The organism is Pseudomonas sp. 1D4 (genome assembly GCF_001728925.1).
GTDB classification, from domain to species: domain Bacteria; phylum Pseudomonadota; class Gammaproteobacteria; order Pseudomonadales; family Pseudomonadaceae; genus Metapseudomonas; species Metapseudomonas otitidis.
The window spans coordinates 26141-49369 of the sequence record NZ_LXJQ01000022.1 but is presented as its reverse complement, the minus strand read 5'-3'; the positions used below and the strand labels follow the sequence as shown (position 1 = coordinate 49369).

Sequence of the window (23229 nt, the reverse complement as noted above, 5' to 3'; positions counted from 1 at the left end):
CCGGGGTACTCATTCCTTTCGGCCCAGCGAGCGCCCATGTCCAGCCATCGCCCCTTCAAAGTCGCCCTGAACGGCTACGGCCGCATCGGTCGTTGCGTCCTGCGCGCGTTGTACGAGCGTGGCGGTCGTGACGGCTTCGAGATCGTCGCCCTCAATGACCTGGCCGACCAGGCCAGCATCGAGTACCTGACCCGCTTCGACTCCACCCACGGCCGTTTCCCCGGCGAGGTGAAGGTGGACGGCGATTGCCTGCACATCAACGGCAACTGCGTGAAGGTGCTGCGCAGCGCCGAGCCCGAGGGCATCGACTGGGCCGCCCTGGGCGTCGACCTGGTGCTGGAGTGCTCGGGCCAGTACACCACCCGCGCCGAGGGCGAGCGCTTCCTCGCCGCTGGTGCGCCGCGGGTGCTGTTCTCCCAGCCCATGGCCAGCGAGGCGGACATCGATGCCACGGTGGTCTTCGGTGTCAACCAGGCCAGCCTCAGCGGCACCGAGCGCCTGGTCTCCAATGCCTCCTGCACCACCAACTGCGGCGTGCCGCTGCTGAAACTGCTCGACGAGGCGGTGGGTCTGGAGTACGTCTCCATCACCACCATCCACTCGGCCATGAACGACCAGCCGGTGATCGACGCCTACCACCATGAAGACCTGCGCCGCACGCGCTCGGCCTTCCAGTCGGTGATCCCGGTGTCCACCGGCCTGGCCCGGGGCATCGAGCGCCTGCTGCCGGAACTGGCCGGGCGCATCCAGGCCAAGGCGATCCGCGTGCCGACGGTGAATGTGTCCTGTCTCGACATCACCCTGCAGACCGCCCGCGACACCTCCGCCGCCGCCATCAACCGCGTGCTGCGCGAGGCCGCCGAAAGCGGCCCGTTGCAGGGCCTGCTGGCCTACACCGAGTTGCCCCACGCCAGTTGCGACTTCAACCATGACCCCCATTCGGCCATCGTCGACGGCAGCCAGACCCGTGTGTCCGGCCCGCGCCTGGTGAACCTGCTGGCCTGGTTCGACAACGAATGGGGCTTCGCCAACCGCATGCTCGACACCGCAGGCCACTACCTGCGGGCTGCTACTACAACCCGTTGACCTCCAGCCCCGTGAAGGACTGACCCCATGACCGTGTTGAAAATGACCGACCTCGACCTCCAGGGTAAGCGCGTGCTGATCCGCGAGGATCTCAACGTGCCGGTGAAGGATGGCGTCGTGAAGAGTGACGCACGCATCCTTGCTTCCCTGCCGACCATCAAGCTGGCACTGGAGAAGGGCGCGGCGGTGATGGTCTGCTCCCACCTGGGCCGTCCCACCGAGGGCGAGTTCTCCGAGGAGAACAGCCTCAAGCCGGTGGCCGACTACCTGTCCAAGGCTCTGGGCCGCGAAGTGCCGCTGGTGGCCGACTACCTGGGTGGCGTCGACGTCGCCCCTGGCCAGGTCGTGCTGTTCGAGAACGTGCGCTTCAACAAGGGCGAGAAGAAGAACGCCGATGAGCTGGCGCAGCAATACGCCGCGCTGTGCGACGTGTTCGTGATGGATGCCTTCGGCACCGCCCACCGCGCCGAGGGTTCGACCCACGGCGTGGCCAAGTTCGCCAAGGTCGCCGCTGCCGGCCCGCTGCTGGCCGCCGAGCTGGACGCCCTGGGCAAGGCCCTGGGCAATCCGGCCCGCCCGATGGCCGCCATCGTTGCCGGCTCCAAGGTTTCCACCAAGCTGGACGTGCTCAATTCCCTGAGCCAGATCTGCGACCAGTTGATCGTCGGCGGCGGCATCGCCAACACCTTCCTCGCTGCGGCGGGCTACAAGGTCGGCAAGTCCCTCTACGAAGCCGACCTGGTGGACACCGCCAAGGCCATCGCCGCCAAGGTCAGCGTGCCGCTGCCGGTGGACGTGGTGGTTGCCAAGGAGTTCGCCGAAACCGCCGTTGCCACCGTCAAGCTCATCGCCGACGTGGCGGATGACGACATGATCCTCGACATCGGCCCGCAGACCGCTGCCCAGTTCGCCGAGCTGCTGAAGTCGTCGAAGACCATCCTCTGGAACGGCCCGGTCGGCGTGTTCGAGTTCGACCAGTTCGGCGAAGGCACCAAGGCCCTGGCCCTGGCCATCGCCGAGAGCGATGCCTTCTCCATCGCCGGCGGTGGCGACACCCTGGCCGCCATCGACAAGTACGACGTGGCCCAGCGCATCTCCTACATTTCCACCGGTGGTGGCGCGTTCCTCGAGTTCGTCGAGGGCAAGGTGCTGCCGGCCGTAGAGGTGCTGGAGCAGCGCGCCAAGGCCTGAAAGATGGCCTGAATCATGGCGATGGCATGCGGTCTCTCGTTCAGGGAAACCGATAAAGGAGTCATCGCCATGTGGATCAGAACCTTGCTGTTGCCCTTGTTCGTCGTGCTCGGCGGGTGTGCCGGAGGCCCGGCACCCCAGCCCTGCGAGGTGCTCAGCCCGCCCCAGGTCGTCCTGCCGCAGACGCGCGACGACCAGCGGGTGGAAGCCCAGAGCAGCGGGGAGCCGACCCTGGGCAGCAGCGCGGAACAGCATTGTCAGTGAGCCGACGGCAACGCCCGGCCATGGAGTGAAGGATGAAAGGCATTCTCGCCCTCGCAGCGCTGCTGGCGCTGGCCGGGTGCGCCAGCCAGAAGGCGCCCGAGGACAACTGGACCCACTGGGTCTGCGACAGCCAGGCCGAAGTGTTCTGGCGCTTCGCCGACAAGGCCCAGCAGGACGTGGACGTGCGCCTGGGCGGCGGTGACATCGTTTATCGCCTCAAGGCAGAACCTTCCGGCTCCGGCGCGCTCTACAGCGACGACCGCCTGGCTTTCCACACCAAGGGTGACGAAGGCCTGGTCTATTGGGTGGCCACCGACGACCTGATCGGTCGCGGCTGCAAGGCGCCCTGAGTCGCCTCACCCTTGAGAACATCCGCTTTCGCGGTGGTATTCACCGCGAAGCTTGAACCCGGCCTGCCCCTGCGGCAGGCTTCGCATTTCGACAGCCCACCCCACTTGGGAGACTGAAACACCATGGCACTCATCAGCATGCGCCAGATGCTGGACCACGCCGCCGAGTTCGGCTACGGCGTCCCGGCCTTCAACGTCAACAACCTGGAACAGATGCGCGCCATCATGGAAGCGGCCGACAAGACCGATTCCCCGGTGATCGTCCAGGCCTCCGCCGGTGCCCGCAAATACGCCGGTGCGCCCTTCCTGCGCCACCTGATCCTGGCTGCCATCGAAGAATTCCCCCACATCCCGGTGTGCATGCACCAGGACCACGGCACCAGCCCCGACGTGTGCCAGCGCTCCATCCAACTGGGCTTTTCCTCGGTGATGATGGACGGCTCCCTGCGTGAAGACGGCAAGACCCCGGCCGACTACGAATACAACGTCCGCGTGACCCAGCAGACCGTGGCATTCGCCCACGCCTGCGGCGTGTCCGTGGAAGGCGAGCTGGGCTGCCTGGGCAGCCTGGAGACCGGCCAGGCCGGCGAAGAAGACGGGGTCGGCGCCGAGGGCATCCTCGACCACAGCCAGATGCTGACCGACCCGGAAGAGGCCGCCGACTTCGTCAAGAAGACCCAGGTGGACGCTCTGGCCATCGCCATCGGCACCAGCCACGGCGCCTACAAGTTCACCAAGCCGCCGACCGGTGACATCCTCGCCATCGACCGCATCAAGGAAATCCACAAGCGCATCCCCAACACCCACCTGGTGATGCACGGTTCCTCCTCGGTGCCCCAGGACTGGCTGGCGATCATCAACGAATTCGGCGGCGACATTAAGGAAACCTACGGCGTCCCGGTCGAAGAGATCGTCGAAGGCATCAAGCACGGCGTGCGCAAGGTGAACATCGACACCGACCTGCGTCTGGCTTCCACCGGTGCCATCCGTCGCTACATGAGCCAGCACCCGAGCGAGTTCGACCCGCGCAAATTCTTCAGCGAAACCGTGAAGGCCATGCGCGACATCTGCATCGCCCGCTACGAAGCCTTCGGCACCGCCGGCAATGCCTCCAAGATCAAGCCGATCTCCCTGGAAGGCATGTTCCAGCGTTATGCCAAGGGTGAGCTGGACGCCAAGGTCAACTGATCCGGCGTCGGTGCATGGAGAAAGCCCCGCTTCGGCGGGGCTTTTTCATGGGCGTTCGTCAGGCTGGGCTCAGTTCACGGCGGTCAGCGCCCGGTGCTCGGTCTTCAGGTTGTAGAAGGTGGCGCTGCCGGCTTCACTGTCGGCCCCGGCGTTGTCCTGGGTGTAGACGCCCGCCTTGAAGTAGAGCGGCTTGGGCGCCCAGGTGCCGTCGAGCTGCTGGCTGAACTGGGTGTCATTCACCAGGATGCTCAGGCGACCCTGGGGTGACAGGTTGATCACGTAGGTGAAGCGCTGGCCCAGCTTCACGCCGGTGAGCAGGGTGCTCACTGCGCCGCTCGGATCGGTCGGGGAGTTGCGGATCTTGGCGACGATGTTCCCGGTGCCGGTCTTGGTCTTGTACTGGTACTCCAGTTTCAGCAGCGGGCTGGTGCTGCCGTAGGAGTGGATCTGGCCCACCACGATCTTGCCGGTGGAGGGCACCTGGTCCACCGCCAGGTTCGCGCTCATGTAGTTGTCCGCCGCGCTGTAGTTCCAGTTGCGCAGCCGGCCGTCGGCGAAGGTTTCGCGCAGTTCGCTGCGGGGGTAGATGGCGTTGGCAGTGGTGCTGCCGTTGACCGGGGTCCAGAAGAACAGCGTGCCGTTGCTGGCCTTGAAGTAGTTGTCCTGGTAACCGCCGACCAGGGCGGGGGTATCGATGGTGACGGAGGGGGCGCCGACGGGGATGGTCAGGTTCCAGGTTCCAAGGTCGATCATGACTGAGTTCTCGAAGAGAACTTTCAGTGGGGTGCAACTCATCCACGAGCGTGTAATCACTTGCGGCCATCTCCAAAAACGATCTGCGTTGTCATCGCTGCGCTTTTAGAGACGCCCTTACACTGGCAATCCGGCCAACTGCACACGAACCAAAAGTAGGGTGGTTAAGTGCGGCCTGAGCCGCTGTTCGTGCTGGGCGTCCCGTGGTGGGGCACCTGGCGGATGGCTTTATACGGCGTGAAAAACCGCCCGTGAATCACTGTTCGTCAAATTCATGCCGCCATAAAAATGGCGAAATCGGCGTTTGACATCGCCATGCCATCGCAGAAAGTAACCAACCGGTACATCGCTTTTTCGGGGAAGCCGCTTACCGTGCGGAGGCGCTCCGGCGCGGCCGTCAAATAGCCGTAAGCGAGGCGGTTTGCCGGGGGCGAAATCGCACCGACGAACGGCGATGCTGGCGTTGTGATGGTCATGACAAAACCGGTCACCTGCTGCCGCGCCCGGTACAATGGGCGCCCTTTCACGACACCTGCCTGACCATGGACCCGCTGCGCTACCTGAAGGCCTACCCCTCCCACCTGCAGGAACAGGTGCGGCAGATGATCGACCAGGGCCGCCTGGGCGAATACCTGGCCCGCCGCTACCCCGACCGCCACGACGTACAGAGCGACCGTGCGCTCTACGGCTACACCAATGCCTTGCGCCAGGAGCACATGCGCAGTGCACCGGCCATCGACAAGGTGGTCTACGACAACAAGCTGGACGTGGTGCAGAAGGCGCTTGGCCTGCATACCGCCGTGTCCCGCGTGCAGGGTGGACGGCTGAAGGCGAAGAAGGAGATCCGCGTCGCCTCGTTGTTCAAGGAGGCCGCGCCGGAGTTCCTGAGGATGATCGTGGTGCACGAGCTGGCGCACCTGCGCGAGCGCGACCACAACAAGGCCTTCTACCAGCTCTGCGAGCACATGCTGCCGGGGTATCACCAACTGGAGTTCGACCTGCGCCTGTACCTGACCTGGCGCGACCTGGGGGAGAGGGGCTGAGGAGCCATGCCCGCCCCAGCTGTGGAGGGCTGCAGGATGCGCAGTCCTGAGGCGGGCATGGCGCAACGGACTATAGCCGGCTGCCCCTGGCTCGGGGTGTAGGGGCTTTCCGAGAGAGGCTGACGCAAGTGCCTGACGAGGGCGTAAAGCCTGCTAGGCTCTGACGCTGTCCCCCGCGAGATCCCCCTAGGCATGAAGCGCACGTCCTGGTTGCCCAGTCTGGTGTTGTCGTGCCTGCTGCTCGCTCCTCTGGCTCAAGCCCGGGAATGGTTGGCCGTCGGTACCGATTTCCCGCAGTTGTACGGACAGGATGGGCAGGGCCGCTTCATCGGCCTGGGCGCCGACCTGTTGCGTGTTGTGCTGGGCGAGATGGGCGACAGCGTGCGCTTCGAGCTGTATCCCTGGGCGCGGGCACAGCTCATGGTCGCCGAAGGCCGCGCCGACATCCTTGTCGGCCCCTACCGTACGCCTGAGCGGGAAAGGCACATGCTGTTCACCCGCCACGCCTTCTACCGCGATCGTCTGGTGTTCTATGCCCGCAGCGACCAGCCCCTCGAATGGGGAGGTGACTACGCCCGGCTGCAGGGGCTGCGAGTCGCTGCCATCCGTGGCTGGGTTTACGGCGACCGTTTCGACCACGCCCGCGCCCATCTCGACCTGCGCAGCGTCGAGGGCGTGGACAATGCGCTGCTGATGCTGCAGCACGGTCGCATCGATCTGCTGGCGACAAACGAGCGCAACTCCCGCCCCTGGATCGAAGCCCTTCCGGCCGGCAGCCTGGTCCGGCTACAGCCGGCCATCGACAGCAAGGACGGCTACTTCGCCTTCCCCCGGCGCGAGCCTTACGAGGCGCTCAAAGTCCGGTTCGACGAGGTCTTCCAGCGCCTGCTGGAAGACGGCCGCTTCGCCCGCATGGCGGCCGAGGCCGGCGTTCAGGTACCCGAATAACGTGCGTCGCCCCACTGTGTGGGCCACTGGCAGCTGACTAGAATGGCAAAGGGCCACGTGAGGAACGCCGGTGAGTACTGAAGAGTCGGGTTATTCGATCTACCGCAAGCTGGTATCCCAGTTGATGAACGGCGAGGAACAGCTGCCCAGCCTGCCCATGATCACCATGGAAATCCGCCGTGCCCTGGCCGATCCCAACGCCACCACCGGCTCCCTGGCCCGGGTCATCAGCAAGGACCCGGCGCTGAGCGCCACCCTGGTCAAGCATGCCTCCAGCGCCCGTCTGCGTGGCACGCCGCCACCCAAGAGCCTGGAAGAGGTCATCCGCCAGTTGGGCATGCTGGAGGTGGACCGCATCACCATGATCCACAGCATCAAGAGCCTGTTCCCGCTGTACAGCCCGGCGCACAAGAAGCTGTTCCTCGACACCTGGCACCGCCTGGCCCGCCGGGCTGCCATCAGTGCCGTGCTGGGGCGCCTGCTCGGCCATGTTTCCGGTGAACATGTGCTGTTGGCGACTATCCTCAGTGAGGTGGGCGCCATGGCCATCCTTTCTGCGTTCAAGGCGGCCGACCAGGTGCCCGCCACCGAACTCTACAACCGTCTGTGCCGGGAGTACGGCAAGTCGCTGGGGGTGGTGGTGTTGAAGACGTGGGCGGTGGATCAGAGCTACATCGAGGTGGTTCGCGGCGCCGGCCTGTGGGAGGAGTCCCCTGGGCCCGCCCTGAGTCTGGTGGATCTGGTCAACCTCGGGCTCTACCACGCCATTCGTGAGAATGGCCCGACCGCCCAGTTGCCGCCTTTCAGGGAGTTGGCGGCCTACCGCAAGCTGCTGCCACCGCAGAACGCGCTGGACGCCAGCGGCAACGGCCTGGCCCTGGTGGCCAGCCAGCGGGTAGAGATCCAGCGGATGGAGTCGCTGCTGCATTGAGTCACGGCATGCCGCCTGGCATGCGCGGTCCCGCGTAAGGAGCCGTCGCGGGGCTTGATGGCCGGAGCGCCTCTTGTACGACCACGGCCAGGGGCCGACCGGATTCAGAGAGGTCTCGTCATGAATGCACTGTTCAGCCCGGGTGTCCGCCTCCTCGAGGGGTTCAGCTTCGCCCGCAAGTTCCAGGTCCTGTTCCTGCTGTTCGCCTTGCCCCTGGGGTACGCCCTGTGGGTCATCGCCGGCTTTTATCAGGAGCGCCTGACACAGATCGATAGTGAGCTCAGCGGCTTGCGGGTGATCGTCGTCCTCGACGATGCCCTCGGTGAGGCCATTGCCCAGCGCACCCTGCTGGCACGCTGGAAGGGCACCGAGGTTGCCGCCAAGGCCACCCTGGAGCAACGCGCCGGGCAACTGGAAGCGATGCTGGACAAGGTCGATGCGCAGTTGAAGGCCGAATCCCTGGAGGGGCCCAACCGCACCCTGTTCGACGAGCTGAAGAGCCGCAGCGAAGCCATCCGCCCCCAGGTGCTGGCGAGCGTCGCCCTGCCCGATGCCCTGGAACGCTATCAGGCAGTGCTGCAGAGCCTGCAGTCCCTGCGTGAGCAGGTGGCCACCAGCAGCGGGTTGATCCTCGACCCGGTGATGGACACCTACCTGATGATGGAGCAGGTCACCTACGTGCAGCCGCGTACCCGCGAGCTGCTCGGCAACTTCGTCGCCAGCGCCCACGGTGCCGTGATTTCCCGCCACTTCACCCTGCAGAGCCGAGTCGCCGTGCGTGACCTGCGCCGTGCCCTCGACGACTCCGTGCGGCAGTTGCGCAAGGCCCGCGAGGCCATTGCCGGCAAGGGCCTGCCCAACGCCGAGCTCGACGGGTTGTTCAGCCAGGCCGAAGAAGCCCTCTCGAGCTACCTCGCCGTCGTCGACAAGGGCATGTTCGACGCCAACCCCTTCACCCTCGAAGCGGCGGACTTCATCAACCAGGCCGAGCAGGCCGGGAGCCAGCTCGCGGTCCTGCAGACCGCGCTCGGTGAACGCCTGCGCCTGCGCCTCGGTGTGTTCCGTGGCGAGGCCGTCGCCAGCATGAGCGAAGTGATCGGCGGCTTCGCCGTGCTGACCTTGCTGGCGCTGTACATGCTGCTGTGCCTGAACGCGGCGATCCGCCGGGGCACCGCTGCCATCACCGAGGCTGCCGAGGGCTTGCGCGCCGGGGACCTGCGGGTCAATGCCGCCGTGCACGGCCGGGATGATCTGGCACAGATCGCCGAGGCCCTCAACGCCGCGCTGGTGCAGTTGCGCAACTCCCTGGACGGGGTGAACCGCGAAAGCCAGCAACTGGGTGGCACCGTGCGCCAGTTGAACGACCAGGCCGAGGAAACCCTTGTTTCGGTGGAGCAGCAGCAAGGCCAGGTCAGCCAGATTGCAGCCGCTGCCCATCAGTTGGCAGCCACGGCCCAGACGGTGGCGGAAAGCTGCGAAGGTGCCGCTGCCGACGCCCAGCAGACCCGCCAGATCGCCATGCAGAGCAACCAGCGCAGCGCCCGCACCGGGGCCAGCATGCGCGAACTCAGCAGCCGCCTCGGCGAGACGGTCACCGCCTTGCAGCAACTGCGCGAGCAGACCCAGCAGATCAACCGCGTGGTGGACGTGATCAAGGGCATTGCCGAGCAGACCAACCTGTTGGCCCTCAATGCTGCCATCGAAGCCGCCCGCGCCGGCGAACAGGGCCGAGGCTTCGCCGTGGTGGCCGACGAAGTGCGCAGCCTGTCCCAGCGCACCCAGGATTCCACCCAGGAGATCGGCGACACCGTCTCCAGCCTGCAAGGCGTGGTCGGTCAGGCCGTGGCGCTGATGGAGGCCGCCTACCGCCAGGCCGAGGGCGACGTCGGCAGCGTGTTGAGCATGGGTGATGACCTGTCGGGGATCGCCGACGCCGTGCAACGGGTGAGTGACCGCCTGGCGCAGATCGCCACCGCCGCCGAACAGCAGGCGGCCACCGCCGACGAGGTCAGTGGCAACATCCAGCAGGTGGACCGGGCCGCCGCGCTGCTGCTGGGCGGAGCGCGCTCGGTGCAGAGTGTGGCCGAACAACTGCGCCTGGGCAGTCAGGCCCTGCACGACAACACCTCGCGCTTCCGCCTGGGGTGAGCCGCTAGCCGCGCCAGAATGGCTTGAGCCCTTCCTCCAGCGCCTGGGCGCGGGTCAGGCCTATGTCCTTCAGGGCATGCTCGTCCAGCTCCAGCAGTGCCTTGCGGGTCGTCAGGCGCAGCCAGAAGCGCTGCCAGGTACTGCCGGGCAGGCGCACCGATGCGGCAGTGCGTTCGCCGGCCTGCATCAGTTCCTGTGGGTGAAGGGTCAGCCGTACATCGCTCAAGCCGCTCATCTCCTGACTCCTGGCGTTTTGGGGGTGAAGCCATTGTCCGGCGACGGGGGCTGTTCGATACAGATTCAAGATTGAAGGATTTTCTTCATACAGATTGCCGGGATCGGCATCTGAATCCACAATCGGCGGCGAATCTGTATGGTCGGCGGCCACGTGTGAGTCGCCAGGGAGAACAGCATGACGCTCTACAGCCAGCTCGCCGAAACCCTGGGTGAGCGCATCGAGCAGGGCTACTACCGCCCCGGCGACCGCCTGCCCTCGGTGCGCGCCCTGAGCCAGGAGCACGGCGTCAGCCTCAGTACCGTGCAGCAGGCCTACCGGGTGCTGGAGGACCAGGGCCTGGCGGAGCCCCGGCCCAAGTCCGGCTACTTCGTCTCTCTGCGCCGGCAGATGCCCGAGTTGCCCGCCGTGGCGCGGGCCGCCCAACGGCCGGTGGAGGTGTCGCAGTGGAGTGACCTGCTGGAGCTGGTGCGTCGCGGCGCGCGGGATGGACTGGTGCAACTGGGGCGCGGTATGCCCGACATCACCAGTCCCACCCTGCGCCCACTGCTGCGCAACCTGGCCCAGGCTGCCCGGCGCAGCGATCTCGGCGGGTTGTATTACGACAGCCTGCAGGGCTCCCAGGCGCTGCGCGAACAGGTCGCGCGCCTGCTGCTGGACAGCGGCAACCGCATCCCCGCCAGCGATCTGATCATCACCACTGGCTGCCATGAAGCGCTCTCCACGGCGATCCGCACCGTGTGCCAGCCTGGCGACATCGTCGCGGTGGACTCGCCCAGCTTCCATGGCGCCATGCAGGCCCTGAAGGGCTTCGGCATGAAGGCTCTGGAACTGCCCACCGACCCGCTCAACGGCATCAGCCTGGAGGCGCTGGAGATGGCCCTGGAGCAGTGGCCGATCAAGCTCATCCAGCTCACCCCCAGTTGCAACAACCCGCTGGGCTACATCATGCCCGAGGTCCGCAAGCGCGCCCTGCTGGAGCTGGCCCAGCGCTATGACGTGGCGATCCTCGAGGACGACGTCTACGGCGACCTCGCCTACCGCTACCCGCGCCCGCGCACCATCAAGTCCTTCGACGAGGACGGTCGCGTGCTGCTTTGCAGCTCCTTCTCCAAGACCGTCGCGCCGGGCCTGCGCATGGGTTGGATCGCCCCCGGGCGCTACTTCGACCGCCTGCTGCACATGAAGTACATCTCCTCCGGCGCCACCGCCACCCAGCCGCAACTGGCGCTGGCCGAGTTCATCGCCAGCGGCGCCTACGAACCCCACGTGCGGCGTATGCGCGCCCAGTACCAGCAGGGGCGCGACCAGATGATCGACTGGGTGATGACGCACTTCCCCGAGGGCACCCGCGTCAGCCGCCCCCAGGGCGGCTTCATGCTCTGGGTGGAGCTGGCGGCCGGCTTCGACACCCTGCGCCTCAACCGCGAGTTGCTGCAGGATGGGGTGCAGATCGCCCCCGGCAGCCTCTTCTCCGCCTCCGGCAAGTACCGCAACTGCCTGCGCATGAACTACGCCCCACGCCCCAGTGCCGCCCAGGAAGCGGCCGTACGCAAGGTGGGCGAGCGGGTGAAGGTGTTGATGGCGCAAAGCGAGGGTGCACAGGAGGAGGGCCCTGTGGGAGCGAATTCATTCGCGAGGGTATGAGCACCGATGGCTTCCGGCGTGCGATAGCAGTCCTACCCACTGATCCGATGTTTCCGGCGCTCACCCTTGCGACCGAACGGCCCTCGCCTGGCTAGAGTCCGATCTTTCCACCGGAAGAGGAGAGGCTCGTGGGCAGCCGTGATCTGCGCAAGGGACGTGTTTCCCAACTCGGCAGGGTCTATCTCGTTACCGCGACAACCGCTGATCGACGCCCGTTCTTTGCCCACTTCGCCCATGCCCGGTTGCTGGTCGGCGAGTTGAGGCGCCTGCAGCGCTTCGAGCTGGCGTACTCATTGGCCTGGGTGGTCATGCCCGATCACTTCCACTGGCTTATGCGGCTCGATGCACCGGTGTCGCTGTCTTCAGTGGTCAAGGTCTTGAAGGGGCGTACGGCCAGGCACCTGGGGCTGTTGATGGGAGAACGCTGTGCGGTCTGGCAGCCGGGTTTCCATGACCGGGCGTTGCGGCGCGAAAGTGAGCTGCTGCCGGTTGCGCGCTATGTGGTGGCGAACCCGCTGAGGGCTGGTTTGGTGAAACGCCTGGGTGATTACCCGCATTGGGATGCCATGTGGCTGTGAGTGCCTGGCGGCCCTTCGGGCCGCGTCGCGAATGAATTCGCTCCCACAGCTTCAGGGGAGTGCGCTCCGCTACTCCGTCTTCTCCCCACCCGCCAGATGCCCCGCCAGGGTACGCAGGGCGCCGAGCTGGCGGCAGATCAGGGCCAGTTCGGTCTGCACCAGGCGTACGCGCTCGTCCATGTCTTCCGGCAACTGCTCCAGTGTCTTGGCCAGGGCCTCTTCGCTATCGCTGTGGATGGCCACCGGCTGGCGCTGGGCCATGGCGGCGGCGATGGCTTCCAGGGTGGCGGCGATGCGTTCGCCGGCCTCGGCCAGGGCCGGCTCCAGCATCAGCGGCTCGGCACTGCGGTGGGCGCCGAGGGCGGAGAGGTAGCTGAGCAGGGTGTGGGACAGCACCAGAAAGCGGAAACCCATCTCGGCGTCCTTCCGGAAGTGCCCGGGTTCCATGAGCATGTTGGCCAGGGTAGTGGACAGCGCTGCGTCGGCGTTGTGGGCGTTGCGCCGGGCCAGGCGGTAGGCCAGGTCGTCGCGCTTGCCGCTGGTGTACTGCTGGAGGATCTGCCGCAGGTAGTGGGCGTTGTAGACCAGGGTGGTGGAGACCACTCGGTGCAACCCGCGACCCTGCCAGTCGGGGAGGATGAAGATCACCGCCAGGGCGGCGATCAGGCTGCCCAGCAGGGTATCCACCAGGCGCGGCACGAACAGGCCGTAGCTGTCGCCGACCTGGTTGAAGCAGAACAGCACCATCAGGGTGATCGCCGCCGTCGCCAGGGTGTAGCGGGTGGCGCGGTTGGTGAAGAAGATCACCCCGGCCACCACGGCGAACATCGATTGCACCAGGGCGCTGGGGAACAGGTCGAACAGTGCCCAGCCCAGGGCCAGGCCGATCACCGTACCGATGATCCGCTGCACCAACTTGCGCCGCGTGGCGCCGAAGTTGGGCTGGCAGACAAAGACCGTGGTCAGCAGGATCCAGTAGCCCTGGCTCGGGTGGATCAGGTGCAGCACGCCGTAGCCGGCGGACAGGGCGATGGCCATGCGCAGGGCATGGCGGAACACCACCGAGGTGGGGGTGAAGTTCTGCTTCAGGCGCTCCCAGACGTCCTTCAAGCCCTTGGGCGAGCGGTCCAGCAGGCTGCTGTCCTGAGCCTCGGCGAGGGCGTCGGGGTTGCTGGCGTCGGTCAGTAGCCGATCCAGGGTGGAGAGGTTGCTGGCCAGGGCGTTGAGCGAGCGCAGCAGGCCGCGCCAGGCCGGGTTGCTCTGGATGCGCAGGTGCTCCAGGGAGCGGTGCAGGTCTTGCAGGGCCTGGGTGCCGTCGTGGTACTCGAACGGCTGGCGCATCTGGATGGCCTGGCCCAGGGCCTGGCAGGCGCCGCCCTGCTGGCGCAGCAGGCGCTGGCAGCGGAACAGCACGTCGCTGTGGAAGAAGGCCTCGGCCAACTGGTTGTAGGGGTAGTGGGAGGAGCTGGCGCGCTCGTGGATGTCCTGGGCCAGGAAGTACAGCTTCAGGTAGCGGCTGACCTTGGGCCGCGGCCGGGCGTTGCCGACCCGGTGCAGGATGATTTCCTTGGCGGCGTTGAGCGCGCTGACCACCTTGCCGTTCTGCTGGGCCAGCTCCAGGCGCTTGGCCTCTACGTCCAGCTCCCGCAGGGGCTCGAACAGGCTGGACTTGAGCTTGAGGTACTGCCCCAGCTCGCGGTAGAGCCGCGCCAGGCTCTGCTGCACTGGCTGGTGGGTGAACAGCGCCTGCCAGATCACCGAGAGCAGGCCGTACCAGGCGGCGCCGCTCACCAGCAGTGCCGGTTCGCGCCAGAGGTCGTCGGGCACGCCATTGCGCTGGTCGACGCCGATCATGCTGTAGATCGACAGGATCAGCGTCGCCGAGGCGATGGTGGCGTAACGCTCGCCCAGTGCGCCGAGCATGGTCAGGCCGAAGCTGGCCAGCGCCAGGGCGGCGACGAACAACCAGGGGTAGGGGAACAGCAGCTCCACCGAGAGCGAAGCGATGCTGAAGCAGCCCAGGGTCACCAGCAGCGCCTGGATACGCCCTTGCCAACTGTCGTCAGTTTCCGCGAGGGCGCTGGCGATGATGCCGAGGAACAGCGGGATGAGGGCGTCCATCCGGTCCAGGGACCAGCACAACGCCATGCTGCCGGTCAGCGCAATGGAGACCCGCAGGCTGTAGCTGAACTTGTCCTGGGCCCAGAGGCGGCGCAGGGAATGGCTGAACGACGTAGCGGACATGGTGGCCTTGTGAGCGGGCGATTCGGAACGGCAGCCGCATAGAGCGGCCTGCCTGAGGTTACCGCTTGGATGTTTCCCGGGCGAGGTGGGTTACAGCGATACGCCGCGTTTGTGCAGTGCCTGGCGCCGGTGGGCATGCTGGCGTCAGGCGATTGTTCGGCGCCTCCGTCTGAAGCGGTCTACCCTGAGAAGGTGGCCTCCCGGGTGCTGCCGTCTCTGCCTGGAAGTGGGACTCTCCTATGACCAAGACTCTTCGCTTGCTGTTCCTGTTCTTGCTGCTGGGTGCGGCTGGCCTGCGCGCCGAGCCGCTGCGGCTGGCCGGTGACGTCTGGCCGCCCTTCACCGATGCGCGCTTGCCGGGAAATGGCCTCGCCGTGCAGTTGGTGGAGGCCGCCCTGCAGCGCGCCGGCTACACCACGAAGTACTTTGAGGTGCCCTGGGCCCGAGTGCTGCAGGGCGTGCAGGTGGGTGACTATGACGTGGTGGTGAGCGCCTGGTACAAGGACGACCGGGTGGTCTATGGGCTGTACTCCGAGCCTTACCTGGTCAACCGTATCCGCTTCGTGCAGCGCCGCGGCGCCGGTCTCCACTACACGAAGCTGGATGACCTGTTGCCCTACAGCCTGGCGGTGGTGCGCGGCTATGCCTATTTCCCTGGCTTCGACCAGGACGCCCGCCTGAAACGGCTGCCGGTGGTGGGCTTCGAGATGGGCGCGCGGATGGTGGCGGCGGGGCGGGTGAACCTGACCCTGGAGGACGAGCTGGTGGCCCGCTACCACTTCGGCCGTGGGCTCAAGGGCATTCGTGATGAGCTGGAGTTCCTGCCGCAACCACTGTCGGAGAACAACCTGGCGATCCTCGTGCGCCGCAGTCTGCCCCAGCACCGTGAGGTGGTGGAGCGTTTCAACCGGGCATTGCAAGAGATGCGCGAGGACGGCACCTACCAGCGCATCCTCGACGCTCAGGGGCTCTGAGCGCCTGCTCCAGCGCGAAGCAGGTCTGAGCGTCAGAGCAGGGTGCGCCCGCGCCCCTGGCTCTTGGCTTCGTAGAGGCGCTGGTCGGCTTTCTGCAGCAGGGCTTCCAACTCCTCCGGCTCGCCGTGGTAGACCCCTGCGCTGAACGACAGCGGCGGTGCCTCATCGGCATAGCGCAGCCGTGCGCAATTGCGCCGCAACTGGTCCAGCGTCGCCTGAACGGTCACGCCGTCGGCGTCGCTGAGCAGGGCGAACTCCTCGCCGCCCAGGCGGCCCAGCACGGCATCGGGGAAGCTGTGGCGGAACACCTTGGCGAACATCACCAGGGCGGTGTCGCCGCTGGCGTGGCCGTAGTCGTCGTTGATGCGCTTGAAGAAGTCCAGATCGATCATCGCCACGCTGATCGGCTGGCTGTTGCGCCGGGCCTGCTGCAGGCGTTCGGCGCACTGCTCGTAGAACGCACGGCGGTTGAACAGCTCGGTGAGCGAGTCGTACAGCGCGGCCTGGCGCAGGGCCTTGAGCATGTCGCGGCGCTCCAGGCTGAACATCACCCGGCAGTTCAGCTCCTCGGTGCAGAAGGGCTTGCGCAGGAAGTCATCGGCACCGTGCTTGATGAACATGGCGCTGAGCGAGCCCTTTGCGTCGGCCGACAGGCCGAGGATGATCAACTCGTTGCGGCGCATCTTCTGGCGCAGGGTCTTCACCAGCTCGAAGCCGCTGATACCGGGCATGCCGTGGTCAACCAGCAGCAGGTCGATGTCGGTCTGCTCCTGGAGGATGCGCAAGGCCTCGTCGCCGTCGCAGGCTTCGATCACCTGGTACTGGTGGGGTGTCAGCACCCGGCGGACGAACTTGCGGGTGGCGTCGGAATCCTCGGCCACCAGGATCTTCACCCCGCGGTTGCGCTCCAGGCGGTGCAGCAGGCGGAAGGCGTACTCGTAGGAGTGCTGACTTTCCTTGAGCACGTAGTCCACCACGCCCTTGAGCAGCAGGTTGTCGCGGCGTTGCTCGTCGTAGGAGCCGGTGAGGACGATGCAGGGCACGGCATGGCGCAGCACCAGATCGACCACCTCGCCGTCCGGGGCATCCGGCAGGTTGAGGTCGACGATGGCGGCGAAGAACAGCGCGGCCGAGGTTTCCAGCAGCACTTCGGCCTCGCCCATGCTGGCGCAGAACAGCGGCTGCAGGTCCGGCTCCTGGCGGAACAGGTGCTCCAGGATCTTAAGGACCAGCGGGCTGTCTTCGATGACCAGAATGTTGCGCACTACTTGCTCCATTGCCTCGACGACAGGCACGTTGTCGCCAGCGCTGTGTTTCGATCGATCCGTTCCGGGGTGTCGCTAGAGGAGGCGCACCTTGAAGACACGCCCCTTGATCCGGCCTTCCGCAAGACGCTGGAGTGCCTGGCGGGCAATGCTCCTGTCCACGGCCACGAAGGCCTGGAAGTCGAAGATGGCTATCTTGCCCACCTGCGTGCCGGGAATTCCAGCCTCGCCGGTGAGTGCGCCGAGGATATCCCCAGGGCGAACCTTGTCCTTGCGCCCTCCACTGATACACAGCGTAGCCATAGGTGGCAGAAGCGGCTCGCGATTCTTCACCACTAATTCATCCAGGCGCTGCCAGTTCAGCGGCGCCTGCTGCAGGGCTTCGATGGCCGACGCTCGGCTGGCCTCGGCCGGGGCCACCAGGCTCAGGGCCAGGCCCTTCTCCCCGGCACGGCCGCTGCGGCCGACGCGGTGGATGTGCACTTCGGCATCGCGGGACAGCTCGACGTTGATCACCGCTTCCAGCCCGGCAATGTCCAGGCCACGGGCGGCGACGTCGGTGGCCACCAGCACGCAGAGGCTGCGATTGGCGAACAGGGTCAGCACCTGGTCGCGGTCGCGCTGCTCCATTTCGCCGTGCAGGCTCTGTGCCGAAATACGCAGGGACTGCAGGTGTGCCACCAGCTCCTGGCACTGCTGCCGGGTCTGGCAGAAGGCGATGCAGGACTGCGGGCGCACGTGCATGAGCAGGTGGGCCACGGCTTCGAAGCGCTGGCGCGGGTCGATCTCGTAGAAGCGCTGCTCGATCTGCTGGTCGTCGTGCCGCGACTCCACTTCGACCCGCTGCGGGTCACGCAGGAAGCGCGAGGCCAATCGGCCGATGCCATCGGGGTAGGTGGCGGAAAACAGCAGGGTCTGGCGCTTGGCCGGGGCCAGGCTGACGACTTCCTCGATGGCTTCGATGAAGCCCATGTCGAGCATGCGGTCGGCCTCGTCCAGCACCAGGGTGCGCAGGCCGTCGAGCACCAGGCTGGCCCGGCGAAGGTGCTCCAGCACACGGCCCGGTGTGCCGACGACGATGTGCGCGCCGTGCTCCAGGGAGCCGATCTGCGGGCCCAGCGGCATGCCGCCGCACAGGGTGAGGATCTTGATGTTGTCTGCCGCACGGGCCAGCCGGCGCAGTTCCTTGGCCACCTGGTCGGCCAGTTCGCGGGTGGGGCATAGCACCAGGGCCTGGCAGCCGAAGAAGCGCGGGTTGAGCCCTTCCAGCAGGCCGATGCCGAAGGTGGCGGTCTTGCCGCTGCCGGTCTTTGCCTGGGCGATCAGGTCACGGCCCTGGAGGATCACGGGCAGACCGAGGGCCTGGATGGGCGTTGTCTCCCGGTAGCCGAGGGCCTCGAGGTTGGCCTGCATGGCGGCGGACAGGGGAAGACTGCTGAAGGGTAGGGTGCTCACGGAGGGGGCCTGGTGGGTCATCTGGGCGCGCAGTTTAGCAGGATGAAGAGTCATCACCGCCGGCCGTTGGCGACCGGCGGCGGGGTTTCAGTGGCCGCCGTCGTCCACCGGGCGGACGACGCGGCCACTGTCGGCGGGCAGTTGCAGGAAGATCGCCGCCGCCATCAGGGTCAGCACGCCGACGCACAGGTAGGTGGCCTGGAAGGCTTCCAGCACGCTCTGGGCGTCGGGCTTGCCGAAGCCGCCGAGCAACGCGGCGGCCACGGCAACGCCGAGGCCCATGGACAGTTGCATCACCACCGAGAGCAGGCTGTTGCCGCTGCTGGCCTGCTGGTCGTCGAGGTCCAGCAGGGTCACGGTGTTCATGGCGGTGAACTGCATCGAGTTGACTGCACCGAGGGCAGCGAGCTGGGCCAGCAGCAGCGGGTAGGGCGTGCTGGCGTCTACCAGGGCCAGGCTGGCGATCAGGCCGCCAAGCAGGGCGGTGTTGCCCAGCAGCAGGCGGCGGTAGCCGAGGCGGTCCAGCAGTGGCTTGGCCAGGGGTTTGGCGAGCATGGCCGAGAGCGCCAGGGGGATCAGCGTCATGCCCGCCTGGGCCGGGCCGAAGCCCAGCGCCACCTGCAGCAGTAGCGGGGTGAGGAACGGCAGGGCGCCGCTGCCCAGGCGCGAGAACAGGTTGCCGAGGATGCCGGCGGCGAAGGTGCGGGTGCGGAACAGCGAGGGTGGGAACAGCGGCCGCTCGATCTGCATGGCGTGCAGCCAGTAGGCCGCCAGGCAGGCGATGCCGGCGAACAGCAGGAGCATCACCCGCACGTGGGGCAGGTGCAGTTCGCCCAGGCCTTCCAGGGCGATGGTGATCAGCACCATCGCCGTGCCGAACAGCAGGAAGCCGCGCAGGTCCAGGCGCACCGGGCCGCTGCTGCGCAGGTCCGGCAGAAAGCGCCCGGCGGCGTAGGCGCCGAGCAGGCCCACCGGCAGGTTGATGAGGAAGATCCAGTGCCAGGTGGCGTATTCCACCAGCCAGCCGCCAAGGGTCGGGCCTATCAGTGGGCCGAGCAGGCCGGGCAGGGTGACGAAGCTCATGATCCGCACCAGCTCGGTGCGCGGGTAGCTGCGCAGCACCATCAGCCGGCCCACGGGCATCATCAGGGCGCCGCCCAGGCCTTGCACCACCCGCGCCACCACCAGTTGGCCGAGGGTGTTGGAGAGGGCGCAGGACAACGAGCCGAGGGTGAACAGCAGCACCGCCCCGAGGAACACCTGACGGGTGCCGAAGCGGTCCGCCAGCCAGCCGGAGGCGGGGATCAGCAGGGCCACGGTGAGCATGTAGGCGATCACCACCGACTGCATGCGCAGCGGGTCTTCGGCGAGGTCGCGGGCCATGGTGGGCAGGGCGGTGTTGAGGATGGTGCCGTCCAGGGCCTGCATGAAGAAGGCGATGGCCACGAGCCAGGGCAGCAGGCGGGCGGTGCGGGAATCGAGCGGTGGTGAGGCGGGCATGGGAATCCTCGAGAGGATGACCCGGGGACTTTAGGCTGGCAGGAGAGCGCTGTCATCCGTTGCCCGCCACGGCTGCGCCGTGGCGGGCGTCGGGTCAGCTCGCCTTGCGCTGCGGCTCGGTGCGCACGGGGGCGTCACCGGCCACGTAGTACGCAGCGGTGCTGCGTGGCAGCGGTTGGCGGCCACGGATTTTGTCGGCGATCTTCTCGGCCATCATGATGGTGGTGGCGTTGAGGTTGCCGGTGATGATCTCCGGCATGATCGACGCGTCCACCACCCTCAGGCCTTCCATACCGTGTACGCGGCCCTGGCCATCCACCACCGCCATGTCGTCGGTGCCCATCTTGCAGGAGCAGGAGGGGTGGAACGCGGTTTCGGCATGGTTGCGGATGAATTCGTCCAGCTCGGCATCGGTCTGCTTGTCCGCGCCCGGGCTCAGCTCGCGACCGCGATAGGGGTCGAGGGCCGGCTGGGCCATGATTTCGCGGGTGATGCGGATGCCGTCGCGGAACTCCTGCCAGTCCTGCTCGTGGGACATGTAGTTGAACAGGATGCTCGGGTGCTGGCGCGGGTCGCGGGACTTCACATGGATACGACCGCGGCTCGGCGAGCGCATGGAGCCCATGTGCGCCTGGAAGCCGTGCTCCTGCACGCCCTTGCTGCCGTTGTAGTTAATCGCCACCGGCAGGAAGTGGTACTGGATGTTGGGCCAGGCGAACTCGGGGCGGGTGCGGATGAAGCCACCGGCCTCGAACTGGTTGCTGGCGCCCAGGCCCTTGCCGAGGAACAGCCACTCGGCACCGATGGCCGGCTGGTTCCACCACTTGGTGGCCGGGTAGATGGAGACCGGCTCCTTGCAGGCGTACTGCAGGTACAGCTCGAGGTGGTCCTGCAGGTTGGCGCCGACGCCGGGCAGGTCGTGGACAACCGGGATGTCGAGGCTGCGCAGCAGGTTGCTGGGGCCGACGCCGGAGCGTTGCAGCAGTTGCGGCGAGGCGATGGCGCCGCTGCAGACGATCACTTCACGGCGGGCGTGGGCGGTGATGCGCTGGTCGCTGTCGCCCTTGAGGTAGTCAACGCCGATGGCGCGCTTGCCGCTGAACAGCACGCGGTCGGTCAGGGCGTGGGTGACGATGGTCAGGTTCGGGCGGTTGCGCGCCTGGTCCAGGTAGCCACGGCCGGTAGCGGCACGGCGGCCTTTCGGGGTGACGGTGCGGTCCATGGGGCCGAAGCCTTCCTGCTGGTAGCCGTTGAGGTCATCGGTACGCGGGTAGCCGGCCTGTACGCCGGCCTCGACCATGGCGTGGAACAGCGGGTTGTTGCCGTTCTTCGGCGTGGTGACGCTCACCGGGCCGTCGCCGCCGTGGTAGTCGTTGGGGCCGATGTCGCGGGTCTCGGCCTTGCGGAAGTAGGGCAGGCAGTCGAGGTAGGTCCAGTCTTCCAGGCCCGGGGCCTTGGCCCAGGTGTCGAAATCCAGGGCGTTGCCGCGGATGTAGCACATGCCGTTGATCAGCGAGGAGCCACCCAGGCCCTTGCCGCGCCCGCATTCCATGCGGCGGTTGTTCATGTAGGGCTCGGGGTCGGTCTCGTAGGCCCAGTTGTAGCGGCGGCCCTGCAGCGGGTAGGCGAGGGCGGCGGGCATCTGGGTGCGGAAGTCGAAGCGGTAGTCGGGGCCACCGGCTTCCAGCAGCAGGACGCTGACGTCGGCGTCTTCGGTCAGGCGGGTAGCCAGTACGTTACCGGCCGAGCCGGCACCGACGATGATGTAGTCGAATTCCATGGGTCATCCTCCGGATGGGCTGCGGGCTGCAAGCGCCGGGCCGCACCGTGTGCGGCGCGCGGGCTTGCAGCCGAGTCGCTTGAGGCTTGCGGGGGCTGGGTCAGAACACCGAGGCGTAGTCGCCGAGCTCCACCTGCACGGACTTGATGCGGGTGTAGTGGGCCAGGGTGGTGATGCCGTTCTCGCGGCCGACGCCGGATTGCTTGTAGCCACCCACCGGCATCTCGGCGGGGGATTCGCCCCAGGTGTTGATCCAGCAGATGCCGGCTTCCAGCTTGTGGATCACACGGTGGGCGCGGGCCAGGTCGCGGGTGACGACGCCGGCGGCCAGGCCGTAGTCGGTGTCGTTGGCGCGGCGGATCACTTCGTCTTCGGTTTCGTAGGTGAGGATGCTCATCACCGGGCCGAAGATTTCCTCGCGGACTATGGTCATGTCGTCGGTGCAGTCGGCGAACACGGTGGCGGCCACATAGGCGCCCTTGGCGAACTCGCCTTCGGTCACACGCTCACCGCCGATCACCAGGCGTGCGCCTTCCTTGCGGCCGGCCTCGATGTAGCCGAGCACGCTTTCCATGTGGGCGAAGCTGGTCAGCGGGCCGAAGTTGGTGCTGGCCTGCTCCGGGTTGCCCAGGCGGATGCGCTTGACGCGCTCGACCACCTTGGCTTCGAAGGCTGCAGCCAGGGATTTGGGCACGAACACGCGGGTGCCGTTGGTGCAGACCTGGCCGGAGCTGAAGAAGTTGGCCATGACGGCGATGTCGGCGGCGCGGTCAAGGTCGGCGTCGTCGAAGATGATCAGCGGCGACTTGCCGCCCAGTTCCATGGTCACTTCCTTCAGCGAGGAGCTGGAGGCGCTGGCCATGACCTTCTTGCCGGTGGAGGTGCCGCCGGTGAAGGAAATCTTCTCGATCAGCGGGTGCTCGGTCAGCCACTGGCCGACTTCACGGCCGCTGCCGGTGAGGACGTTGAACACGCCATCCGGCACGCCGGCTTCGGTGTAGATCTCGGCCAGCTTGAGGGCGGTCAGCGGGGTGACTTCGCTGGGCTTGAAGATCATGGCGTTGCCGGCGGCCAGGGCCGGGGCGGATTTCCACATGGCGATCTGGATCGGGTAGTTCCAGGCGCCGATGCCGGCGACCACGCCGAGCGGCTCGCGGCGGGTGTAGACGAAGCTGGTTTCGCGCAGGGGGATCTGCTCGCCTTCCAGGGCGGGGATCAGGCCGGCGTAGTACTCGATCACGTCGGCGCCGGTGACGATGTCCACTGCCTGGGTCTCGGCCAGTGGCTTGCCGGTGTCGAGGGTTTCCAGCGCGGCCAGCTCATCGTTGCGCTCGCGCAGGATGTCCACGGCACGGCGCAGGATGCGCGAACGCTGCATGGCGGTCATGGCGGCCCAGACCTTCTGGCCCTCGACGGCACTGGCGACGGCGCGCTCGACGTCGTCCTTGCTGGCGCGCTGGACGTTGGCCAGGACTTCGCCATTGGCGGGGTTGATGGTTTCGAAGGTGGCGCCGCTGGTGGCTTCGACGTAGCGACCGCCGATGTAGAGCTTCTGTTCTTCGAATCGGGCCATGGGGATCGTCCTCTCAGGTCTCGTTACGCAGGCGGGGGGCCTTTCGCCCCTTTCTCGTGATTCCAGGACGGCAAAA

Annotated in this window: 21 protein-coding genes; 12 read left to right on the top strand and 9 right to left on the bottom strand. The window is 66.7% G+C overall.

Annotated features, from left to right (window positions below; all coding sequences use genetic code 11):
* The first annotated feature begins 36 nt into the window (after nucleotides 1-36).
* The 5 genes from epd (at nucleotide 37) to fba (ending at nucleotide 4079) form a co-directional block, all read left to right on the top strand.
* Nucleotides 37-1086: an erythrose-4-phosphate dehydrogenase gene (gene epd / locus A7D27_RS13195; protein ID WP_069565154.1), complete on the top strand. Its 1050-nt coding sequence runs from the start codon at nucleotides 37-39 to the stop codon at nucleotides 1084-1086.
* 27 nt (nucleotides 1087-1113) lie between these two features.
* On the top strand, nucleotides 1114-2277 hold the full coding sequence (locus A7D27_RS13190) for a phosphoglycerate kinase (protein ID WP_069565153.1): 1164 nt from the start codon (nucleotides 1114-1116) through the stop codon (nucleotides 2275-2277).
* Nucleotides 2278-2346: 69 nt separating this feature from the next.
* Complete coding sequence (locus A7D27_RS13185) at nucleotides 2347-2541, top strand: hypothetical protein (protein ID WP_069565171.1); 195 nt, start codon at nucleotides 2347-2349, stop codon at nucleotides 2539-2541.
* Nucleotides 2542-2573: 32 nt separating this feature from the next.
* Entirely contained in the window at nucleotides 2574-2891 is a 318-nt protein-coding gene (locus A7D27_RS13180) for an MliC family protein (protein ID WP_069559157.1), read from the top strand.
* A gap of 123 nt (nucleotides 2892-3014) precedes the next feature.
* On the top strand, nucleotides 3015-4079 hold the full coding sequence (gene fba / locus A7D27_RS13175; RefSeq protein ID WP_044403502.1) for a class II fructose-bisphosphate aldolase: 1065 nt from the start codon (nucleotides 3015-3017) through the stop codon (nucleotides 4077-4079).
* 69 nt (nucleotides 4080-4148) lie between these two features.
* Here the strand turns inward: fba and A7D27_RS13170 are convergent, their stop codons facing one another.
* Together A7D27_RS13170 and A7D27_RS13165 are read right to left on the bottom strand one after the other, a co-directional pair.
* Nucleotides 4149-4832 carry a polysaccharide lyase family 7 protein gene (locus A7D27_RS13170; RefSeq protein WP_069559156.1) on the bottom strand — a complete coding sequence of 228 codons (684 nt, stop codon included), beginning with the start codon at nucleotides 4830-4832 and terminating at the stop codon, nucleotides 4149-4151.
* Nucleotides 4833-5104: 272 nt separating this feature from the next.
* Complete coding sequence (locus A7D27_RS13165) at nucleotides 5105-5308, bottom strand: hypothetical protein (RefSeq protein ID WP_069559155.1); 204 nt, start codon at nucleotides 5306-5308, stop codon at nucleotides 5105-5107.
* Between the two features lie 66 nt (nucleotides 5309-5374).
* On the opposite strand from A7D27_RS13165, the gene A7D27_RS13160 reads away from it, so the two are divergent.
* The 4 genes from A7D27_RS13160 (at nucleotide 5375) to A7D27_RS13145 (ending at nucleotide 9902) form a co-directional block, all read left to right on the top strand.
* Nucleotides 5375-5875, top strand: a complete 501-nt coding sequence (locus A7D27_RS13160) for a M48 family metallopeptidase (protein WP_069559154.1) — start codon at nucleotides 5375-5377, stop codon at nucleotides 5873-5875.
* Between the two features lie 192 nt (nucleotides 5876-6067).
* Nucleotides 6068-6823 carry an ABC transporter substrate-binding protein gene (locus tag A7D27_RS13155; protein WP_069565151.1) on the top strand — a complete coding sequence of 252 codons (756 nt, stop codon included), beginning with the start codon at nucleotides 6068-6070 and terminating at the stop codon, nucleotides 6821-6823.
* Nucleotides 6824-6893: 70 nt separating this feature from the next.
* The gene (locus A7D27_RS13150; protein ID WP_069565150.1) at nucleotides 6894-7754 is read left to right on the top strand and encodes an HDOD domain-containing protein; all 861 of its coding nucleotides are present in this window, start codon (nucleotides 6894-6896) and stop codon (nucleotides 7752-7754) included.
* Between the two features lie 120 nt (nucleotides 7755-7874).
* Nucleotides 7875-9902 carry a methyl-accepting chemotaxis protein gene (locus tag A7D27_RS13145; RefSeq protein WP_069565149.1) on the top strand — a complete coding sequence of 676 codons (2028 nt, stop codon included), beginning with the start codon at nucleotides 7875-7877 and terminating at the stop codon, nucleotides 9900-9902.
* A gap of 4 nt (nucleotides 9903-9906) precedes the next feature.
* On the opposite strand, the gene A7D27_RS13140 is transcribed toward A7D27_RS13145, so the two are convergent.
* Complete coding sequence (locus A7D27_RS13140; protein WP_069559150.1) at nucleotides 9907-10137, bottom strand: DUF1127 domain-containing protein; 231 nt, start codon at nucleotides 10135-10137, stop codon at nucleotides 9907-9909.
* A 177-nt stretch (nucleotides 10138-10314) separates the two neighbouring features.
* Here A7D27_RS13140 and A7D27_RS13135 point away from each other — a divergent pair, with 177 nt between their 5' ends.
* Together A7D27_RS13135 and A7D27_RS13130 are read left to right on the top strand one after the other, a co-directional pair.
* Nucleotides 10315-11784, top strand: coding sequence for a PLP-dependent aminotransferase family protein (locus A7D27_RS13135; RefSeq protein ID WP_069559149.1), 1470 nt, complete (start codon nucleotides 10315-10317; stop codon nucleotides 11782-11784).
* A gap of 128 nt (nucleotides 11785-11912) precedes the next feature.
* Nucleotides 11913-12362, top strand: a complete 450-nt coding sequence (locus A7D27_RS13130) for a transposase (protein ID WP_069565148.1) — start codon at nucleotides 11913-11915, stop codon at nucleotides 12360-12362.
* 69 nt (nucleotides 12363-12431) lie between these two features.
* Here the strand turns inward: A7D27_RS13130 and yccS are convergent, their stop codons facing one another.
* Complete coding sequence (yccS, locus tag A7D27_RS13125) at nucleotides 12432-14606, bottom strand: YccS family putative transporter (RefSeq protein WP_069565147.1); 2175 nt, start codon at nucleotides 14604-14606, stop codon at nucleotides 12432-12434.
* A 239-nt stretch (nucleotides 14607-14845) separates the two neighbouring features.
* On the opposite strand from yccS, the gene A7D27_RS13120 reads away from it, so the two are divergent.
* The gene (locus A7D27_RS13120; protein WP_069565146.1) at nucleotides 14846-15580 is read left to right on the top strand and encodes an ABC transporter substrate-binding protein; all 735 of its coding nucleotides are present in this window, start codon (nucleotides 14846-14848) and stop codon (nucleotides 15578-15580) included.
* A gap of 32 nt (nucleotides 15581-15612) precedes the next feature.
* Here A7D27_RS13120 and A7D27_RS13115 read toward each other — a convergent pair whose 3' ends face one another.
* The 5 genes from A7D27_RS13115 to betB form a co-directional block, all read right to left on the bottom strand.
* Nucleotides 15613-16845: a diguanylate cyclase domain-containing protein gene (locus tag A7D27_RS13115; protein ID WP_069559145.1), complete on the bottom strand. Its 1233-nt coding sequence runs from the start codon at nucleotides 16843-16845 to the stop codon at nucleotides 15613-15615.
* Nucleotides 16846-16920: 75 nt separating this feature from the next.
* Nucleotides 16921-18321, bottom strand: a complete 1401-nt coding sequence (gene dbpA / locus A7D27_RS13110) for an ATP-dependent RNA helicase DbpA (RefSeq protein ID WP_371914817.1) — start codon at nucleotides 18319-18321, stop codon at nucleotides 16921-16923.
* Between the two features lie 66 nt (nucleotides 18322-18387).
* Nucleotides 18388-19800 (bottom strand): multidrug transporter subunit MdtD, encoded by a 1413-nt coding sequence (mdtD, locus tag A7D27_RS13105; RefSeq protein WP_069565145.1) that lies wholly within the window; start codon nucleotides 19798-19800, stop codon nucleotides 18388-18390.
* A gap of 94 nt (nucleotides 19801-19894) precedes the next feature.
* Nucleotides 19895-21580: a choline dehydrogenase gene (gene betA / locus A7D27_RS13100; protein ID WP_069565144.1), complete on the bottom strand. Its 1686-nt coding sequence runs from the start codon at nucleotides 21578-21580 to the stop codon at nucleotides 19895-19897.
* A 100-nt stretch (nucleotides 21581-21680) separates the two neighbouring features.
* Nucleotides 21681-23153, bottom strand: a complete 1473-nt coding sequence (betB, locus tag A7D27_RS13095; RefSeq protein WP_044409245.1) for a betaine-aldehyde dehydrogenase — start codon at nucleotides 23151-23153, stop codon at nucleotides 21681-21683.
* Between the last annotated feature and the right edge of the window lie 76 nt (nucleotides 23154-23229).

Bases quoted from the DNA above. Each gene is read 5' to 3' on its own strand.
- A7D27_RS13180 (WP_069559157.1), top strand. From the start codon at position 2,574: ATGAAAGGCATTCTCGCCCTCGCAGCGCTGCTGGCGCTGGCCGGGTGC.
- yccS (WP_069565147.1), bottom strand. From the start codon at position 14,606: ATGTCCGCTACGTCGTTCAGCCATTCCCTGCGCCGCCTCTGGGCCCAG.
- A7D27_RS13185 (WP_069565171.1), top strand. From the start codon at position 2,347: ATGTGGATCAGAACCTTGCTGTTGCCCTTGTTCGTCGTGCTCGGCGGG.
- A7D27_RS13170 (WP_069559156.1), bottom strand. From the start codon at position 4,832: ATGATCGACCTTGGAACCTGGAACCTGACCATCCCCGTCGGCGCCCCC.
- epd (WP_069565154.1), top strand. From the start codon at position 37: ATGTCCAGCCATCGCCCCTTCAAAGTCGCCCTGAACGGCTACGGCCGC.
- A7D27_RS13190 (WP_069565153.1), top strand. From the start codon at position 1,114: ATGACCGTGTTGAAAATGACCGACCTCGACCTCCAGGGTAAGCGCGTG.
- betB (WP_044409245.1), bottom strand. From the start codon at position 23,153: ATGGCCCGATTCGAAGAACAGAAGCTCTACATCGGCGGTCGCTACGTC.
- A7D27_RS13145 (WP_069565149.1), top strand. From the start codon at position 7,875: ATGAATGCACTGTTCAGCCCGGGTGTCCGCCTCCTCGAGGGGTTCAGC.
- A7D27_RS13135 (WP_069559149.1), top strand. From the start codon at position 10,315: ATGACGCTCTACAGCCAGCTCGCCGAAACCCTGGGTGAGCGCATCGAG.
- dbpA (WP_371914817.1), bottom strand. From the start codon at position 18,321: ATGACCCACCAGGCCCCCTCCGTGAGCACCCTACCCTTCAGCAGTCTT.
- A7D27_RS13155 (WP_069565151.1), top strand. From the start codon at position 6,068: ATGAAGCGCACGTCCTGGTTGCCCAGTCTGGTGTTGTCGTGCCTGCTG.
- mdtD (WP_069565145.1), bottom strand. From the start codon at position 19,800: ATGCCCGCCTCACCACCGCTCGATTCCCGCACCGCCCGCCTGCTGCCC.
- A7D27_RS13140 (WP_069559150.1), bottom strand. From the start codon at position 10,137: ATGAGCGGCTTGAGCGATGTACGGCTGACCCTTCACCCACAGGAACTG.
- A7D27_RS13160 (WP_069559154.1), top strand. From the start codon at position 5,375: ATGGACCCGCTGCGCTACCTGAAGGCCTACCCCTCCCACCTGCAGGAA.
- A7D27_RS13120 (WP_069565146.1), top strand. From the start codon at position 14,846: ATGACCAAGACTCTTCGCTTGCTGTTCCTGTTCTTGCTGCTGGGTGCG.
- betA (WP_069565144.1), bottom strand. From the start codon at position 21,580: ATGGAATTCGACTACATCATCGTCGGTGCCGGCTCGGCCGGTAACGTA.
- fba (WP_044403502.1), top strand. From the start codon at position 3,015: ATGGCACTCATCAGCATGCGCCAGATGCTGGACCACGCCGCCGAGTTC.
- A7D27_RS13165 (WP_069559155.1), bottom strand. From the start codon at position 5,308: ATGACCATCACAACGCCAGCATCGCCGTTCGTCGGTGCGATTTCGCCC.